The organism is Pseudomonas sp. HP_01, from assembly GCF_055284355.1.
Genome location: NZ_JBTOPV010000041.1, coordinates 1 through 16,684, shown reverse-complemented (window position 1 = coordinate 16,684; position 16,684 = coordinate 1). Strand labels below are relative to the sequence as shown.

Below are 16,684 nucleotides of genomic sequence, written 5' to 3'. Positions count from 1 at the left end.
ATATCAGTGATTCGGGCAACGGTTAGCGTTGCGTTGCAAGCGATTGTTTCACGATGAATTTTTAGCCTCCCGCCACGGCAAGCGGTGTATGATTGCGCCCGTCAGCCCCGCCGGGGCTTGTGGACTACCTCCATGGACTTACCCAGTAGCAACTTAACACCAAGTTTCACCAATCAAGAATCGACTGATTGATCTTCTGGCGGGTTCCACTGCTGGGAGTGGAGTTCGCCTATGACCCAAATCGAAGTAAAAAAGACGCAGGAAAGCCTTCAGGATCGTCTCGCCCAAGTTATCGACTTGCTGCAACGTCAGCGCATCGTCGAAGACCTGACACACCGTCAGGAAGGCCAGCACCAGGATCGTGTCGAGAGCCTCGTCCACCGGCAGAACCTCGTCGAGCTGCAGCGTAAGCTCGACGACCTGCACTCTGCCGACGTTGCCTACATCCTCGAAGCACTTCCCCTCGAAGACCGTCTGACGGTCTGGCAGCTGGTGAAGGCCGAGCGTGATGGCGACATCCTTCTCGAAGTGTCTGACTCCGTTCGGGAAACCCTGATCGCCGACATGGACGATCATGAGCTGCTTGCTGCCGCCAAGGAAATGGACGCCGACGAGCTCGCCGACCTTGCGCCAGAGCTGCCGCGCGATGTTGTCCATGAGCTGATGGAGGCGCTGGACAGCCAGCAGCGCGAGCGCGTGCGTTCCGCCTTGTCCTACGACGAGGAGCAGGTCGGCGCCCTGATGGACTTCGAGATGGTGACCATCCGTGAGGATGTCAGCCTGGAAGTCGTTCTGCGTTATCTGCGCCGTCTCAAAGAGCTGCCCGGTCATACCGACAAGTTGTTCGTGGTCGATTCCGATGGCGTCCTCAAAGGCGTGCTGCCCATCAAGCGTCTGCTGGTCAACGACCCTGAGAAGCAAGTGTCGGAGGTCATGGCCAGTGACCCCGTGAGCTTCCACCCTGACGGCGATGCCTATGAAGCCGCCCAGGCGTTCGAACGTTACGACTTGATTTCTTCCCCGGTGGTCGACAAGAACGGCAAGCTGATCGGCCGTTTGACCATCGATGAAATGGTCGACCTTATCCGTGAGGAGAGCGAGACCGAAGTGCTCAACATGGCGGGTCTGCGCGAAGAAGAAGACATCTTCGCCTCCGTCTGGCGCTCACTGCGCAACCGCTGGTCCTGGCTGGCCGTCAACCTGATTACAGCCTTTCTCGCCTCGCGGGTAATCGGCCTGTTCGAAGGCTCCATCGAGAAGCTGGTTGCGCTGGCAGCGCTGATGCCAATCGTGGCAGGGATTGGGGGCAACTCGGGCAACCAGACCATCACCATGATCGTCCGGGCCATGGCTCTCGATCAGGTCAACACCGGCAATACCTCACGCTTGATGCGCAAGGAGCTGGCAGTCGCGCTCATCAACGGTCTGGTGTGGGGCGGGGTCATCGGCATCGTCGCTTATCTGCTGTATCACAGCTGGTCCCTTGGGGTGGTCATGACCGTCGCCATGACATTGAATCTTCTGCTGGCAGCGTTGATGGGCGTGTTGATCCCCATGACACTTTCCAGGCTTGGTCGCGATCCTGCGATGGGCGCCAGTGTGATGATCACGGCCATGACCGACAGTGGTGGGTTCTTTATCTTTCTCGGCTTGGCGACGGTGTTTTTGCTCTGACCGTACGCTTCACACAAAAACCGCCTTCAAGGCGGTTTTTTAATGCGCGCGAAACAGTTGCCGCGTGCGAAACAATGGAATCATTGAATCTCAGGCACAAAAAAGCCAGCAGAGCGCTGGCTTTCAAGTCTCTGGTTTGAACGACTTATTCGTCGTCGTTTGCCAGGCTAGTGTCATGTGCAATCAGTGAAACCAGAGCGTTCTGTTGGCGGTGGGCCAACTGACGGAAGCGTTGCAGCAGCTCACGTTCGTGAAGCGAAAGCTCCGGGCTGTCCAGACGCAGACTTGGTTCATCACCCAGTGCGCCTTCTTGAATCAGACTTTGCTCAATACGCGCAATAATTTCCGAGTTCATGCTGCGGTGGTGCTGTTTGGCAACGTCCGCAATACGCTCGCGCATGCCTTCAGGTAGGCGAACTACGAACTTGTCAGCTGTGCGACTGGAATAATTGGCCTGTTTCATAGGGCTCATATATTTAACCGAATTAGTTCAAAGAAAGAGGCGGTTCTTGCATTAGGCCGCAGATGTCATGCTCTGACTGTCTTTTAGACGAAATGTTCAACCAGCCCCCATAAAGGATCGCCATCCTGCACCAATGCGTCGAATCCTTGGCGTCAAATGTGTGACAAATATTGAACTAGATAAAGGCTTTTAGCCAGCACCAATTATCCGAAATGCGTTCTGGTTTGCAAAGTGGAAAGTCGAACGCCCTGTCAGTGCTGGGCAATCGCGTGATGGCTTTCTGTCTTCAGCGTAGTGGGAGAGTGGCGATAATACGAGGAGGCATTCAAGAAAGAGACGAAGGGTCTGCAGCGCCATGGGCTCCGTAGCGTAAGCCAAAGCCGACGGAGGCGTGTCGATTGGCTGTACGTGGCCATCAGGGGCCATCAAGGCCTCGCAATGGGTCAGGGCTTGGCTTGGCGCAAGACTGGATCGAACTTGATGCGGCGTCCTACGAACAGCGCCGCGACGAACAGGCTGGCGAAAATCCCGGCGGCCGCTTTCGCCAGCGTACTCATGGTCTCCATTGACGGAACCAGCAGTTGATCTGCGGCAAGGGCCATCAGGGCCAGAATCAGGAATGAAATTGCTGCTTTGGACATGACTGTTCTCTAAAGGGTGCTCTCGGACGGTGAGTGCGTGAAGCCGTTGCAGTAACCGATCAGCCATTGCTGATCAGAAAACCCAGCGCTCCGAGCGATTAACCGGCACGATTTCTTCGTTGTCATGGGCCAGAATGGCTTCTGTGCCCTGATTTGGCATGGCGGCGAACCGCGGCGCCTGCTGCATAAGATGATGGGGCTGAGCCTGAACCGCGATGGTCTCTGATTTCACGGCCTCTGACGTGCTGCCATCGTTCTGGAAGTGGAAGGCGACCAATGCGACGAGCGCGGCAGCGTTGAGCAGGGACAGTGTCATGTTCATCTCGGGTACCTTCGCTGGGGACGGCGTTCAGAGGGGGTGATTCGCGAAGAAGAGAGGTGCAGTCTGCATGCCAACCCTTAAATCAAAAAAAAGCTATTAAAATCAATTAGATACTTATATTTTTACGGATTGTAGGATTGCGTTTTGCAATAAGGCCCTTGGCCATCGTTGCATTCTGCACGATAGCCCTCTGATGTGACCGGCGCGCAGCGTCTTACAGCTTCCGATGGTAATGACGACATGACAAGCCAGCGGCTTGTCGTTAAGATGCACGCCGTCCGTTTTGGTGTCCTCTTAGTTCAACGGATAGAACGAGCCCCTCCTAAGGGCTAGATGCAGGTTCGATTCCTGCAGGGGACATATCTGATTCACCTGAACTCCCGCCAGAACACTGCGCCTCTCCCGCAGCACGCCTTCTCCAGTCACACGTCCCGGCCGTTTGGCCAGCCAGCCCAATCAATCTGTCGTTCGTGCCTGCGCGCTCGCCTGAGTGTGTTGATCCGCGTACCACCGGTTGCGGCCATTATTTTTTGCGTAGTAAAGATAGGCATCCGCCGCCTTGATCATGCCGGCAGGGGTGGTGTCTTCCAGCGCGGGGAATCTGGCCGTGACACCTGCGCTTGCGGTGACGATCTGTTCAGGATGATCGGCGTGTTCCAGCCCGAGCCCTCGGATGGCCTGCAAGATGTCCGCGGCGAGACGGCCGGCACCCTGGATATCGGTATCCGGAAGGAGCACCGTGAACTCCTCGCCACCGTAGCGAACGGCGAGGTCCGCAGGCCGTTTCAACACCCCGCTGATGGCCTGGGCGACCTTCTGCAGACAGTCGTCACCCGCCGCATGGCCGTAGCGGTCGTTGAAGCGCTTGAAGTAATCGATGTCGAGCATGATCAAGGCGAGCGGGTAGCGCTGTCGTTTTGCCCGGCCGATCTCGCTGTTAAGCGCCATGTCGAGGCGGCGCCGGTTGCCCAGTTGGGTCAGGCTGTCCGTCAGGGCCATGTCTCTGACGGCCTGATGGGCAAGGCGAATTTCGCTCTCCATGGCCATGCGACCGCGCAACTGGGTGAGCACGATGAAGGCAAATCCAATAAAGCCGGCGACCAGCACCAGTAGCACAAGTCCGGACTTGAGCAGATCGCGACGCCACGGCCCGACAAAGGATTCTCTCGACAACCCTGCCTGGACCACCAGCGGATAACTCGACAACGCCCGAAAGGCGTACAGCCGGTACGTGCCGTCTACGACGGCTTTGATCTCCGCGATCCCTTGGTTGGCGGTCAGCAGGTAGCGTTTGAATATCTCGCTGTCGGCAAGGCTTTGCCCCACAACGGAATCCATGAACGGGCGCCTGACCAGAATGGTTCCGTCACGCATGGTCAGCACCAGCGCGCCGCGATCATCAATCTTGAAGTCGCCGTAATAATCCATGAAGTAGCTGAGCTTGATGGTCCCCAGAATCACGCCCGCGAACGAGCCGTCAGGATTATTCAGCCGTCGTGAGACCGGGATGATGAGCTCGCCGGTGGAGCGGCTTTTGACCACGTTGCTGATGCGCACACGCGGGTCTTTATGGTCGCGGTGATAAATGAAGTAGTCCCGGTCCGCATTGTTCGGGGTGTCCGGGGGCACATCCTTGTCCGTGACGATCCATCGCCCATCGGCGCCGTAGATGAACAGCCCGTGGAGCTGAGGCATGAGTCTCGATTGCTGCACCATCAATGCATGGATGCGCGGCGCGTTGATAGTCGCCAAACCATCGCCCTCGACCCGCTCACCGAGGGTGTACGTGAGGATGTCGACCTGCCGGATGGCGTCCTCGGCGTGCTGCGCGGTGGCACGCGCCAGGTTGGTGACCGAGTCCCGGGCGAAGTCGTAGGCGTGGTTGTAATCGCGCCAGGCGCGCCACCCCTCGACAGAGATGAACGTCAGCAACACCAGAATCATGAACGCAAGGGTGAGCCGAAACACGGCCGTGTTGCGCCCCGGTCCCAGGTCCAGTAGATCAAAGGCGCCTGACGGCGGTGGATGCTGTTCGCCTCCTGGCATGCTCTCTGGCCTCCTGTTAGATATCAGCTGTGGACGCTGCCGACCGCTTTGATCAGGGCGTCCGCCATTTCTTCCGCACTCAGCTGAGGGCTCAAAATGGTTTTTCGCATCGTCTCAATCGGCATGCTGGGCACCGGCGCTTCGTCGGGGCGCTGGACGAAACTCAACCCGCCAGCGTTCCTGACTTCTACTGCCCCATCCGCACCATCGGAATCGCCCCCTGACAGCACCAGGCTAATCACCCGCTCGCGAAACACTTCGGCAGCAGTGGTGAACAGACGATCGGCGGCAGGACGTGCGAGTTTCACCTTGGGGCCATCGTCGAGATGAATGATCCCGGGCGAGACGATCTCCAGGTGCCGGTCAGCAGGAGCCAGATACACACGGCTCGGCAGTACCGGCTCGCCTTCTTTACCGTAGCCTACAGGCAGCGTCGAGTAGCGACCGAGCACCGAAGCCAGGTAGTCCGGACCTGACGGGTTTGTGTGAATCACGATGAGCACGGCAGCCGGAAAATCCGCCGGGAGCCTGGCGAGGAGCTTGCGCAGGGCCTCGGTCGCGCCTTGTGAACCTGCGATGACGACGACATCCCTCAGCACTTGGGTGTTTGTAGTGTCCATACCGTTCTCCCTGACTGGATCTATAGGGTGGACCCAACCCAAGCGCTTGCCGTTCATTTTCACGTCATCAGCGGCTGCCGGATCTCTTCCGGCCATTCATGCGTCCCTTGGGTCGGTCCCCAGGCAATAAAAAAGCCACGAGACGCGAAGTCTCGTGGCTTTCGTGAGCAGCAGCATCGAAATCGATGCGACCGGTCAGGCGTTATTACAGCGCCATGTCGCTGGCTGGCTTGCTTTCAGCAGGCTTGCCCGGCGCGGCAGTGCTGGTGCCGACGCTCTGATCGAGCACAGGCGGCTTGCCCAGTTGCAGCACTTCGGCGGTGTAGTTCCACTCTTGCTGCACAGCCGCTGGCGATTCATTCAGCTTGGTGCCATAGCTCGGCACGATCTGATGGATCTTCGCTTGCCACTCTGGCGTCGCGACCTGAGTCTTGAACAGTTTTTCCAGGACGTTGAGCATGATCGGTGCAGCGGTCGATGCGCCTGGCGATGCGCCCAGCAGGGCAGCGATGGTGCCGTCCTGGGAGGAAACGACTTCGGTGCCCAGTTTCAGCACGCCGCCTTTATCCGCGTCACGCTTGATGATCTGCACGCGCTGACCGGCCTGCCACAGGCGCCAGTCTTCTTTCTTGGCGTGCGGGAAGTATTCCTGCAGCGCCTTGAAGCGGTCGTCGTCAGACAGCATCAACTGACCGGCGAGGTACTCGACCAGCGGGTACTGCTCGATGCCCACTTTGGTCATTGGCCAGAAGTTGTGGGTGGTCATGCTGCTGAACAGGTCGAAGTACGAACCTTCTTTCAGGAACTTGGTGGAGAAGGTCGCGAACGGGCCAAACAGAATGACGCGCTTGCCGTCCAGCACGCGGGTGTCCAGGTGCGGAACCGACATGGGCGGCGCGCCGGTGGAGGCGATGCCGTAGGCCTTGGCCATGTGCTGCATGGCAACGGTCGGGTTCTCGGTCACCAGGAACGAGCCGCCGACCGGGAAGCCTGCGTAGTCCTGAGCTTCGGGAATGCCGGATTTCTGCAGCAGCTTCAATGCGCCGCCGCCTGCACCGATGAACAGGAACTTGGCGTCGGTACCGGTGGTGGTGCCGTCTTTCAGGTTCTTGTATTCAACGTGCCACGAGCCGTCGTCGTTACGGGTGATGTCGTTGACTTCGCTGGACAACTTCAAGTCGAAGTTCGGGCGGGTCTGCAGGTACGACACGTACTGACGGGTGACTTCACCCCAGTTGACGTCGGTGCCGATAGGCGTCCAGGTGGTCGCCAGCTTCTGCGAAGGATCGCGGCCTTCCATCATCAGCGGGACCCACTTGGCGATCTGCGCCGGGTCTTCGGAGTACTGCATCGGGCGGAACAGCGGGCTGGCCTGCAGCGCGTCGTAACGCTTTTTCAGGAATTTGATGTTGTCATCGCCCCACACAAAGCTCATGTGCGGTGTGGTGTTGATGAACGAAGGCGGGTTCTTCAGGACGCTCTGGCGAACCTGCCAGGACAGGAACTGACGGGTAACCTGGAAGGCTTCGTTGATCTCGATGGCTTTAGAGATGTTGACCTTGCCGTCTTTGTCTTCAGGCGTGTAGTTCAGCTCGGCGAGGCCGGAGTGACCGGTGCCGGCGTTGTTCCAGCCGTTGGAGCTTTCTTCGGCGACCGCATCAAGACGCTCGACCATTTCCATCGACCAGCTCGGCTCGAGTTCATTGAGCCAGACGCCCAGGGTCGAACTCATGATGCCGCCGCCGATCAGCAGTACATCGACTTTCTTGCTTTCTGCGGCGTGGGCTTGCAGGAAGGTGGCCGAAATCGCGAGGCCCAGTAGAGCGGTGCTCGTTTTCTTGAACATCGAATCATCCAATAGATAGAAAGTTATCCGCCTGCAGGATTCGTCGCGCAACGTCCTGCAGTGCCGGGCGCCAGTTTGCGGCGCGAACGTCAGACAGGCTTCGCTCTCGGAAAACGAGGAGGAAGGGTCAAGAGGCCAGTCAACAGGTCGACCTCGTGTTCTATGTCCCTCGGTGCTGTGCTTTTTATTCGATCATTGGAATCAGCAGCTTGAGTAAACATCATCCACCGCAGGACCTGGTCATCAGGTCCATCCCCTGCGGCGGGCGGGGATTGTACCCGAAATGTCATTTTCGACAAATCGGGTGCCAAATTAGTCAATACGCCATTTTGTCTCAGGGTGGCGATTAGCTGGCGGGGCGCCGAAACGCCAGGCCGGTTACAGCGTGAATTTACCCACCATGGAGTGGAAAGACACGGCAAGTCTCGACAGGGCCTGACTCGACGCACTGGTCTGATTGGCGCCGGCTGCGGTCTGCGTCGACAGGTCCTGGATATTCACCAGATTGCGGTCCACTTCGCGGGCCACTTGCGCTTGTTCTTCGGCCGCGCTGGCGATCACCAGGTTACGTTCGTTCATCTGGCTGACGCCTTCGCTGATGCGCTCCAGTGCGTGGCCGGCTTCGGTGGCCAATGACTGGGTATGCACGGCGATCGTCTGACTCTTGCCCATGGCCTTCACGGCTTCGTCGGCACCATTGCGCACCTTGGTGATCATCGACTCGATTTCGCCGGTGGAGGTTTGGGTGCGGTGGGCGAGGGCACGAACTTCGTCTGCCACCACCGCAAAACCCCGGCCCTGTTCGCCGGCGCGGGCCGCTTCGATGGCCGCGTTGAGTGCCAGCAGGTTAGTCTGCTCGGCAATCCCGCGGATCACGTCGAGCACTTGGGTGATATCGCGAATCTGCCCGGCCAGCGCTTCGACGCGGTGGGTCGACTCGGTGATTTCCACGGTCATGGTGTTCATTGCGGTGACAGCCTGCTTTACCTGTTGCTGGCCTTTGATGGCATCTTCGGACGTCTGCGCAGACACCTGCGACGCGCTGGCGGCGTTGCGCGCCACTTCTTCCACAGCGGCGGTCATCTGGTTGACGGCGGTCGCGGCCTGCTGGATTTCGTCGTTCTGACGCATCAGCCCACGGGTGCTGTCATCAGTGACCATGGTCAGTTCTTCAGCGGCGGACGCCAGTTGGTCCGAAGCGGTGGCGATTTGCTGAACGGTGCCCTTGAGGTTGCCCTGCATGTTGGACAGCGCCTTGAGCAACTGCCCGGTTTCGTCCTGGCCACCGACGGGGATAGGCTGACTCAGGTCACCCGCCGCCACCCGGGTCGCGCCGGCCACCGATTGGTAGATCGGGCGGGTGATCATGCGTGTGACGATCAGCCCTAACGTAATGGCGCACACCACCGCTATCAACGAACCGATGATCAGAATCCACGTCACCTGGGTGTCGGTTTCAACCCCGGCCTGTGCCTGCTCTTTGGCCTGGCGCAGGTTGGACTCGATCATGATTTTCAATTCGCCCATGGTCTTGCGGTAGCTGGGCGTCACGCTGGTGGCCGCCAGTTTGCTGGCTTGTTCGAGGTCGCCGCTCTGCGCTACGGACAGCGCGTTGAGGGCGGCGCTTATGTAAGCGGCCCAGTCGCGTTCGAAGTCATCGCCTGCGGCTTTTTCATCTGGATCGAGCGGGGTGGCGCGGTAGGTCTTGAAGTCCGTCTCGGCCTGGGCCTGGTTTTCTTTCAGTGACTGGATCGCGGCGTTGATATCGTCAGGATTCGCCTTTAGCGCGCTCAGGCCGATGGCCTTGAAGAAGTCGCGGTTGGTGGCGATGACGTTAGCCTTGACCGAATCGACTTTGGCGATCGATACCAGATTGTCGTTCACCGTGTTATCAAACAGCTCGTAGAGTCGGGAGATACCGCTCTGCCCCAGTACACCTACCACCACAGTGATCAGCGCACACAGGCAGAATGCCGAGAGAAGCTTGGTCTTCAATTTCAGATCGGTCATCCAGGACATGGGGTGCACTCAGAGGGGATGGGTGTGGCTGTTGACTACGCGTTGCATGACTGGATATCGGCGGGGCGCCCAAGGACTTTACCCACTCTCCTGCGCTTGCTTGGGCGTCGGTGTTCCGTCGCCACGGCGCGGGCGCGTCAGTTTTCCCGCGCGGCGTGCCTAAGCTTTGCTCAGCAGCCGCCGATAACTGGGACAAGCGGTGTCATGCCGCAACTCTATTGGCCGTCTCTGCCCGGACGTTGGGAAAGAGACCGCTGCTCTTGCAAGTGCCTCAGGGCCGAATTTTTATCCGGTGACAGGAATCTCGATGCTGGCGTGGAACCAAAAAAACTTTCTGATCGTCGACGATTTTTCCGACTTCCGCAGTTCGGTCCGATCGATGCTGCGCGAGTTGGGCGTCAAGGTAGTGGACACTGCCGACACCGGCGAGGAGGCGCTGAAGATGTGCGCGCAGAAGCGCTACGACTTCGTTCTCCACGACTTCAATCTGGGCGACGGCAAGAAGAACGGCCAACAGGTGCTCGAAGACCTGATGACCGATCGGCTGATCAGTCATGAAAGTGTGTTCGTCATGGTCACCGCCGAAAACAGCCAGGCGATGGTGATGAGTGCGCTGGAGTGGGAGCCGGATGCCTACCTGACCAAGCCGTTCAACCGCGCGAGCCTGGCTCAGCGTCTGGAAAAGATCGTCCAGCGCAAGACGTTGCTCAAGCCGATCCTGCAAGCGCTGGACCGTGGCAATCCGACGGAGGTGCTGAACGCCTGCGTCGCACTGACCAAACAGGATCCTCGCTTTGCGCCGCTGTGCCTGCGCTATAAAGCCGACGCGCTGCGTGACCTCAACCAGCACGAGCCGCTGGAAACCTTTCTCAAGTCGATCCTCGCCGACCGCCCGCAACCCTGGGCGTATGTAGCGTTGGGCAAGCTGCTGTTCAAGCGCGGGCGCAATGCCGAAGCGCAGACCGTGTACGAAGAAGCGATTCGCGCCTTCAATGCCATGCCGGTGCTGTATGACGGGCTGGCCGATGTGCTGGTGGCCAGCGGCGATAACAAGCGCGCGCAGAAGATGCTGGAAGAGGCGGTGCGGTTATCGCCCTACGCCGTGCGCCGTCAGCGTCTGCTGGGCAAGCTGGCGCTGGAAAATGAGGACTTCGACGGCGCTTCAAAGGCGTATCGTCAGGCCGTTTCCCAAGGCCAGTTTTCCCGCTTCAAAGACCCGGAAACCAATCTGGGTTTTGCGCAGGCCCTGATCAGCCGTGGCGGCGAGCGCGGCCTGGATGCGCGCGCCCGCGTGGAGATCAATCAGACCCTGACCGAGGTGGCCAAGGAAAACGGCAACGACGCCGGCCTGCAAGTGCGCGCGCGTCTGATGAAAGCCACCAGCGTCGCGTCCTCCGACCCTGAAATGGCCGCCAAGCTGACCGAGCAGGCGATGGAGCGGCTTGAAGGCATGGAGCAGTTTCTCAGCGCCGATGCAGCACTGGCAGTGGCTTCGCAGCTCAAGCTGCTCGGCCAGGAAGACGCTGGCGCGGGCATTCTGAAAAGCTGTGCCGAAATTTACGGCGACGATCCACTGGTGATGCAAAACATCGCCAAACAGACCGACGATCCGGAGATTCTGGGCGCCGGCAAGGCGGCCATCGATTTCAACATTCAGGGCATTCGCTGCTACCGCGCCGGCAAGCTCGGCGAGGCGCAGGACCTGTTCCGCCAAGGCCTGGCCCTGCAACCGAAGAACATCAGTATCGCCCTGAACATGGCGCAGTCGCTGCTGCACATGGGCGTTCAAAACCTCGACGCGGCGAGCCTGGCGGAATGTCAGAACAGTCTCAAGATGGTGGGCAAGATGCCGGAGACCGACGCTCGCTTCGAACGTTTCCAGAAACTGCGACTCAGGGCTTTCGGCGAATGAAAGATCAGGATCTCGGGCTCGACTTCTCGATGGTGATTGCTTCCACCGTCCATGACATGAAGAACTCGCTGGGGTCGTTGATCCAGGCCCATGGCCAGTGGGTCAAGCAGCTTCCCGAGGCCTGTCGTGGTACGCCGGATCAGGGCGTTATCGATTACGAGTTCGCTCATCTCAACGGCATGCTCGTGCAGTTGCTGGGGCTGTACAAGCTGGGGGTGAACCAACTGCCGTTGCGCCCCGATTATCACGAGCTGGATGACTTCATCGAGGCGCAACTGGCGTTCCATCAGGAAGTGCTCGTCAGTCGTGGCATCACCGCGCGCTATGCGGTGAACGACTTCGGTCTGCCGGGCTTCTTCGATCGCGAGCTGGTGGGGTCGGTGGTGTCCAACGTGGTCATCAACGCCATTCGCTTTGCGCGCAGCGAAGTGCTGATTACCGCGGGGCAGGTCGGTGAGCAACTGGTGATCAGCATCAACGATGACGGCCCGGGGTTCCCTGCGCACATGATCGAGGAGCAGACCGACTACGTGCTGGGCATCAACCAGAACAGCGGCAGCACGGGATTGGGCTTGTACTTCGCGGCGAATATCGCCAGACAGCATCAGCGCAAAGGCGTCCCCGGCCACATCGAAATCGCTAACGGCGGTGAGCTGGGCGGCGGGTTGTTCAGCATTTATCTGCCCTGAGATTGCGCGCGCTTTGCTGCGGTCGAGAGAAGATCAAAGGCTTCCCGGCTAAGCCGGTCCTACGAAGTGCACGCGTCGTTTTGTGGACTTACAACTTCACGCCTTGCCCCAACACCACATTCAGCGCGTTGCGTGCATCATCCAGTTGCACCAGCGTGGCGTGGTGGGCCCCCAGCGCATCGCGGTTTTCGATGGCGGTAAGGATGGCACGATGGCGGGGCAATGCCAGTTCGTGCAGGTTCGGGCGTTTGTTGGAATGCTTCAATGCCTCGCGCAGTGCCAGCGAGAGCATGTTGCACAAGTGCGCGAGCAGGTCGTTGTGGGTGGCGTCTGCGATGCGGCTGTGGAAGTCGAGGTCCGGTTGCAGCACGTCTTCAACGGTCGGCGCTGCGGCCATGCGGTCGTAGGCTTCGCCGATGGACGCAAGGTCTTCGGGTGTCGCGTGTTGCGCGGCGAGTGCGGCGGCGGCCGGTTCGATGATGCTGCGCACGCTGGTGAGCAGTGCGAAAAATTCATTCTGCGGCGAGCTTTGCATCAGCCAGTGCAGCACGTCCGGATCAAGAATGTGCCACTCGCGGCGCGGCTTGACCACCGTGCCCACCCGCGGCCGTGAATACACCAGACCTTTGGCGACCAGCACCCGCGTGGCTTCGCGCAGCACCGGACGACTGACGGCATATTCTTCACAAAGCAGGGCTTCGGCAGGGAGTTTGTCATCAGGCTTGAAACGGCCCGAGACAATCTGCATGCCGATGTCCTGGACAATGCGCGCGTGCATGCTTTTACGGTCGGAGGGCTTACGGTAATCCATGGGGCGCGGGGCAATCCTGAGCGGTGAATGCGGCGCATCATAGCATTGGCGATAGAGCGCAAGGGTGGACTCTGCCTCCACCTGTAGGAGCGTGGCTTGTCCCGCGATCTGGCGCGAAGCGGCAGCAAAATCATGCGCCCGGCGGATCAATTGAATCGCGAGCGCCGGGTGGCTGCCGGTGCTCGGCAGATCGCGGGACAAGCCACGCTCCTACAAGGGCGTGGCGCATTCAATCAATGGCTTTCAATCAATGGCTCTTTATCAATGGGAATGCCGTGGCACTTCCGAGCCGCGCATGCCGACCAGGAAGTCAAAGTCGCAACCCTGATCCGCCTGCATCACGTGGTCGATGTACAACTGACGATATCCGCCGATCAGCAACTGTGGCGGCGCTTGCCAATCGGCCAGGCGCGCGGCCAGTTCCGCTTCAGGAATGTCCAGGTGCAAACGCCCGGTCGCGCAATCCAGTTCAATGAAGTCACCTTCCTGCACCACCGCCAGCGGACCCCCGGCAGCGGCCTCGGGTGCGACGTGCAAAACCACAGTCCCATAAGCCGTGCCGCTCATGCGCGCATCGGAAATCCGCACCATGTCGGTCACGCCCTGGGCCAGCAGCTTGGCGGGCAGACCCATGTTGCCGACTTCGGCCATGCCCGGATAACCCTTGGGCCCGCAGTTCTTCATCACCAGAATACTGTCGGCATCGACGTCCAGGTCCGGATCGTTGATGCGCGCCTTGTACATGTCGAAGTTCTCGAAAACCACCGCGCGACCCCGGTGCTTCATCAACGCAGGCGTGGCAGCGGACGGCTTCAGCACGGCGCCCAGCGGCGCAAGGTTACCGCGCAGCACGCAGATGCCGCCATCGGCCACCAGCGGATTGTCGATGGCGCGGATCACTTCGTCGTCGCCATAGATCGGCGAGTTCTGCACGTTTTCCCACAGGGTCTTGCCGTTGGCGGTCAAGGCATCGGGGTGGGGAATCAGATTGTTCTCGCCCAGACGACGCAACACGGCCGGCAAGCCACCGGCGTAGTAGAACTCTTCCATCAGGAATCGCCCGGAAGGCTGCAGGTCCACCAGCGTTGGCGTGCCGCGACCGATACGGGTCCAGTCGTCCAGCTCCAGGTCCACGCCGATACGACCGGCGATGGCTTTGAGGTGAATGACCGCGTTGGTCGAACCGCCGATGGCCGCGTTGACGCGAATGGCGTTTTCAAAGGCTTCGCGGGTCAGAATTTTCGACAGGCGAAGGTCTTCGTTGACCATCTGTACCGCGCGCATGCCGGACATGTGCGCCAGTACATAACGGCGCGAATCCACCGCAGGAATCGCAGCGTTGTGCGGCAGCGAGGTGCCCAGCGCTTCGGCCATGCACGCCATCGTCGAGGCAGTGCCCATGGTGTTGCAGGTACCGGCCGAGCGCGACATGCCCGATTCGGCGGAAAGGAATTCGTCGAGGCTGATCTGCCCGGCTTTATAGGATTCGTGCATCTGCCACACGATGGTGCCGGCGCCGATGTCCTTGCCTTTGTGTTTGCCGTTGAGCATCGGCCCGCCGGTGACGACGATGGCCGGAATGTCACAGCTGGCAGCGCCCATCAACAGGGCAGGGGTGGTCTTGTCGCAACCGGCCAGCAGCACGACGCCGTCGATGGGGTTGCCGCGGATCGCTTCTTCGACGTCCATGCTCGCCAGGTTGCGGGTCAGCATGGCGGTCGGGCGCAGGTTCGATTCGCCGTTGGAGAAGACCGGGAATTCAACCGGAAAACCACCGGCTTCGATGACGCCGCGTTTGACGTGTTCGGCGATGGTGCGGAAGTGGGCGTTGCAGGGGGTGAGTTCGGACCAGGTGTTGCAGATGCCGATGATCGGCTTGCCCTGGAACTGGTGGTCGGCGATGCCTTGGTTCTTCATCCAGCTGCGGTACATGAAGCCGTTCTTGTCGGCGGTACCGAACCACTGGGCGGAGCGCAGCACGGGTTTCTTATCGGAATCAGACATAAATCGGCACTCTTATTGTTAGGCTTTATTTGTAAGACTAAAGGCTGCAGGTGACGACTAAAATAGGCCGAAAATGTCACGAGTGGAAGAGTTGTAGTCTTAAATAGTAATACTATATAGTCGATCTCGACCGAGGGACGACCCTGCCGGCTTCATCCGCAGCAATGCGCACACGAAGGCAGAGGCGATCCCCGCAGGCTTCCATAACAAAAACAATGAGGACCGCATCCATGAGCCAGGAACTCAGGCTTATTCGTCGCATCACCCTGAAACTCATTCCCTTCCTGATCCTGCTCTACCTGATTGCCTATGTGGATCGCTCCGCCGTCGGTTTCGCCAAGCTGCACATGGGCGCGGACGTCGGCATCGGTGACGCGGCCTATGGCATGGGTGCCGGCCTGTTCTTCATCGGCTACTTCCTGCTGGAAATCCCCAGCAACCTGATGCTCGAACGCTTCGGCGCGCGGCGCTGGTTCGCGCGGATCATGCTCACTTGGGGCGCGATCACCATGGGCATGGCCTTCATCCAGGGCCCGACCAGCTTCTATGTGATGCGCTTCTTGCTCGGCGCTGCCGAAGCAGGGTTCTTCCCGGGCGTTCTGTACTACATCACCCAATGGTTTCCGGTCCGCCATCGCGGCAAGATCCTCGGCCTGTTCATCCTTTCCCAACCCATCGCAATGATGATCACCGGCCCGATTTCCGGCGGTCTGCTGGGCATGGAAGGGGTGGCCGGTCTGCACGGCTGGCAGTGGCTGTTCCTGTGCATCGGCGCGCCGGCGATTCTGCTGACCCTGCCGGTGTTGCGCTGGTTGCCTGATGGCCCCAAAGACGTGAACTGGATGGACCCGGTCGAGAAGCAATGGCTCGCCGGCGAGCTGAAAAAAGACCTGGAAGAATACGGTCAGACCCGCCACGGCAATCCGCTGCATGCGCTGAAGGACAAACGCGTTCTGTTGCTGGCGCTCTTCTACCTCCCTGTCACGCTGAGCATTTACGGCCTGGGCCTCTGGCTGCCAACGCTGATCAAACAGTTCGGCGGCAGTGACCTGACCACGGGTTTCATTTCTGCCGTGCCCTACATCTTCGGCATCGTCGGCCTGCTGATCGTGCCGCGCAGCTCCGACCGGCTCAATGACCGCTATGGTCATCTGGCGGTGCTGTATGTGATCGGCGCGATCGGTTTGTTTCTGAGCGCGTACCTGACGGTTCCGGTGCTGCAACTGGCGGCGCTGTCGCTGGTAGCGTTCTCGCTGTTTTCCTGCACGGCAGTGTTCTGGACCTTGCCCGGTCGTTTCTTCGCCGGTGCCAGTGCAGCGGCGGGCATTGCGCTGATCAACTCGGTGGGCAATCTGGGCGGCTACATTGGCCCCTTCGTTATCGGCTGGTTGAAAGAACTGACCGGCAATCTGGCCAGCGGCTTGTACTTCCTTTCGGGCGTGATGATCTGCGGGCTGATCCTGACCGGCGTGGTCTACCGTGTTCTGGAACGCAAGCACGTCTTGCCCGAATCGAAATTCGCCGCCAGCGCGCGGAGCAAGGCCTGATACAAAGCCCCTGTAGGAGCGCGCTTGCCCGCGATGGCGGTGTGTCAGACATGAAGATGTTTCAGACAGATCGCTCTCGCGGGCAAGCGC

At 59.7% G+C, this 16,684-nt stretch carries 13 protein-coding genes and 1 tRNA gene; 5 read left to right on the top strand and 9 right to left on the bottom strand.

The features are described 5' to 3' along the window. The first annotated feature begins 231 nt into the window (after window positions 1–231). Entirely contained in the window at window positions 232–1,674 is a 1,443-nt protein-coding gene (mgtE, locus tag ACYAR8_RS19520; RefSeq protein WP_074890355.1) for a magnesium transporter, read from the top strand. A 145-nt stretch (window positions 1,675–1,819) separates the two neighbouring features. Here mgtE and ACYAR8_RS19515 read toward each other — a convergent pair whose 3' ends face one another. The 3 genes from ACYAR8_RS19515 to ACYAR8_RS19505 all read right to left on the bottom strand — a co-directional run bounded on the left by ACYAR8_RS19515 (window position 1,820) and on the right by ACYAR8_RS19505 (window position 3,100). Further along, window positions 1,820–2,146, bottom strand: coding sequence for an Arc family DNA-binding protein (locus ACYAR8_RS19515; protein ID WP_065986187.1), 327 nt, complete (start codon window positions 2,144–2,146; stop codon window positions 1,820–1,822). A 434-nt stretch (window positions 2,147–2,580) separates the two neighbouring features. Further along, window positions 2,581–2,778 (bottom strand): PA3371 family protein, encoded by a 198-nt coding sequence (locus ACYAR8_RS19510; protein WP_074890356.1) that lies wholly within the window; start codon window positions 2,776–2,778, stop codon window positions 2,581–2,583. A 73-nt stretch (window positions 2,779–2,851) separates the two neighbouring features. Continuing rightward, window positions 2,852–3,100 carry a hypothetical protein gene (locus ACYAR8_RS19505; protein WP_074890357.1) on the bottom strand — a complete coding sequence of 83 codons (249 nt, stop codon included), beginning with the start codon at window positions 3,098–3,100 and terminating at the stop codon, window positions 2,852–2,854. 288 nt (window positions 3,101–3,388) lie between these two features. Between ACYAR8_RS19505 and ACYAR8_RS19500 the strand changes: the two genes are divergently transcribed. Continuing rightward, window positions 3,389–3,460 (top strand) — tRNA-Arg (locus ACYAR8_RS19500). A gap of 96 nt (window positions 3,461–3,556) precedes the next feature. On the opposite strand, the gene ACYAR8_RS19495 is transcribed toward ACYAR8_RS19500, so the two are convergent. The 4 genes from ACYAR8_RS19495 to ACYAR8_RS19480 all read right to left on the bottom strand — a co-directional run bounded on the left by ACYAR8_RS19495 (window position 3,557) and on the right by ACYAR8_RS19480 (window position 9,631). After that, window positions 3,557–5,146: a sensor domain-containing diguanylate cyclase gene (locus tag ACYAR8_RS19495; RefSeq protein ID WP_463580797.1), complete on the bottom strand. Its 1,590-nt coding sequence runs from the start codon at window positions 5,144–5,146 to the stop codon at window positions 3,557–3,559. A gap of 23 nt (window positions 5,147–5,169) precedes the next feature. Further along, window positions 5,170–5,766, bottom strand: a complete 597-nt coding sequence (locus ACYAR8_RS19490) for a chemotaxis protein CheB (RefSeq protein WP_074890360.1) — start codon at window positions 5,764–5,766, stop codon at window positions 5,170–5,172. 205 nt (window positions 5,767–5,971) lie between these two features. After that, window positions 5,972–7,612 (bottom strand): malate dehydrogenase (quinone), encoded by a 1,641-nt coding sequence (gene mqo, locus ACYAR8_RS19485; RefSeq protein WP_074890362.1) that lies wholly within the window; start codon window positions 7,610–7,612, stop codon window positions 5,972–5,974. A gap of 378 nt (window positions 7,613–7,990) precedes the next feature. Beyond that, a complete protein-coding gene (locus tag ACYAR8_RS19480; RefSeq protein ID WP_463580796.1) occupies window positions 7,991–9,631 on the bottom strand; it encodes a methyl-accepting chemotaxis protein in 1,641 nt (546 codons plus the stop codon). 307 nt (window positions 9,632–9,938) lie between these two features. Here ACYAR8_RS19480 and ACYAR8_RS19475 point away from each other — a divergent pair, with 307 nt between their 5' ends. Further along, the gene (locus ACYAR8_RS19475; protein ID WP_074890363.1) at window positions 9,939–11,543 is read left to right on the top strand and encodes a tetratricopeptide repeat-containing response regulator; all 1,605 of its coding nucleotides are present in this window, start codon (window positions 9,939–9,941) and stop codon (window positions 11,541–11,543) included. Then, window positions 11,540–12,232 carry a sensor histidine kinase gene (locus tag ACYAR8_RS19470; protein WP_074890365.1) on the top strand — a complete coding sequence of 231 codons (693 nt, stop codon included), beginning with the start codon at window positions 11,540–11,542 and terminating at the stop codon, window positions 12,230–12,232. Before ACYAR8_RS19475 ends, ACYAR8_RS19470 begins: the two co-directional genes overlap by 4 nt. An 88-nt stretch (window positions 12,233–12,320) precedes the next feature. Here the strand turns inward: ACYAR8_RS19470 and ACYAR8_RS19465 are convergent, their stop codons facing one another. Together ACYAR8_RS19465 and ACYAR8_RS19460 are read right to left on the bottom strand one after the other, a co-directional pair. After that, window positions 12,321–13,043 carry a FadR/GntR family transcriptional regulator gene (locus ACYAR8_RS19465; RefSeq protein ID WP_108121428.1) on the bottom strand — a complete coding sequence of 241 codons (723 nt, stop codon included), beginning with the start codon at window positions 13,041–13,043 and terminating at the stop codon, window positions 12,321–12,323. A gap of 261 nt (window positions 13,044–13,304) precedes the next feature. Further along, a complete protein-coding gene (locus ACYAR8_RS19460; RefSeq protein WP_463580795.1) occupies window positions 13,305–15,047 on the bottom strand; it encodes an IlvD/Edd family dehydratase in 1,743 nt (580 codons plus the stop codon). A gap of 230 nt (window positions 15,048–15,277) precedes the next feature. On the opposite strand from ACYAR8_RS19460, the gene ACYAR8_RS19455 reads away from it, so the two are divergent. Beyond that, window positions 15,278–16,594 (top strand): MFS transporter, encoded by a 1,317-nt coding sequence (locus ACYAR8_RS19455; protein ID WP_463580794.1) that lies wholly within the window; start codon window positions 15,278–15,280, stop codon window positions 16,592–16,594. Window positions 16,595–16,684: the final 90 nt, after the last annotated feature.

What these genes read in the sequence shown, in the direction of transcription:
- mgtE (WP_074890355.1), top strand. Translation starts at nt 232, where the DNA reads ATGACCCAAATCGAAGTAAAAAAGACGCAGGAAAGCCTTCAGGATCGT.
- ACYAR8_RS19515 (WP_065986187.1), bottom strand. Translation starts at nt 2,146, where the DNA reads ATGAGCCCTATGAAACAGGCCAATTATTCCAGTCGCACAGCTGACAAG.
- ACYAR8_RS19510 (WP_074890356.1), bottom strand. Translation starts at nt 2,778, where the DNA reads ATGTCCAAAGCAGCAATTTCATTCCTGATTCTGGCCCTGATGGCCCTT.
- ACYAR8_RS19505 (WP_074890357.1), bottom strand. Translation starts at nt 3,100, where the DNA reads ATGAACATGACACTGTCCCTGCTCAACGCTGCCGCGCTCGTCGCATTG.
- ACYAR8_RS19495 (WP_463580797.1), bottom strand. Translation starts at nt 5,146, where the DNA reads ATGCCAGGAGGCGAACAGCATCCACCGCCGTCAGGCGCCTTTGATCTA.
- ACYAR8_RS19490 (WP_074890360.1), bottom strand. Translation starts at nt 5,766, where the DNA reads ATGGACACTACAAACACCCAAGTGCTGAGGGATGTCGTCGTCATCGCA.
- mqo (WP_074890362.1), bottom strand. Translation starts at nt 7,612, where the DNA reads ATGTTCAAGAAAACGAGCACCGCTCTACTGGGCCTCGCGATTTCGGCC.
- ACYAR8_RS19480 (WP_463580796.1), bottom strand. Translation starts at nt 9,631, where the DNA reads ATGTCCTGGATGACCGATCTGAAATTGAAGACCAAGCTTCTCTCGGCA.
- ACYAR8_RS19475 (WP_074890363.1), top strand. Translation starts at nt 9,939, where the DNA reads ATGCTGGCGTGGAACCAAAAAAACTTTCTGATCGTCGACGATTTTTCC.
- ACYAR8_RS19470 (WP_074890365.1), top strand. Translation starts at nt 11,540, where the DNA reads ATGAAAGATCAGGATCTCGGGCTCGACTTCTCGATGGTGATTGCTTCC.
- ACYAR8_RS19465 (WP_108121428.1), bottom strand. Translation starts at nt 13,043, where the DNA reads ATGGATTACCGTAAGCCCTCCGACCGTAAAAGCATGCACGCGCGCATT.
- ACYAR8_RS19460 (WP_463580795.1), bottom strand. Translation starts at nt 15,047, where the DNA reads ATGTCTGATTCCGATAAGAAACCCGTGCTGCGCTCCGCCCAGTGGTTC.
- ACYAR8_RS19455 (WP_463580794.1), top strand. Translation starts at nt 15,278, where the DNA reads ATGAGCCAGGAACTCAGGCTTATTCGTCGCATCACCCTGAAACTCATT.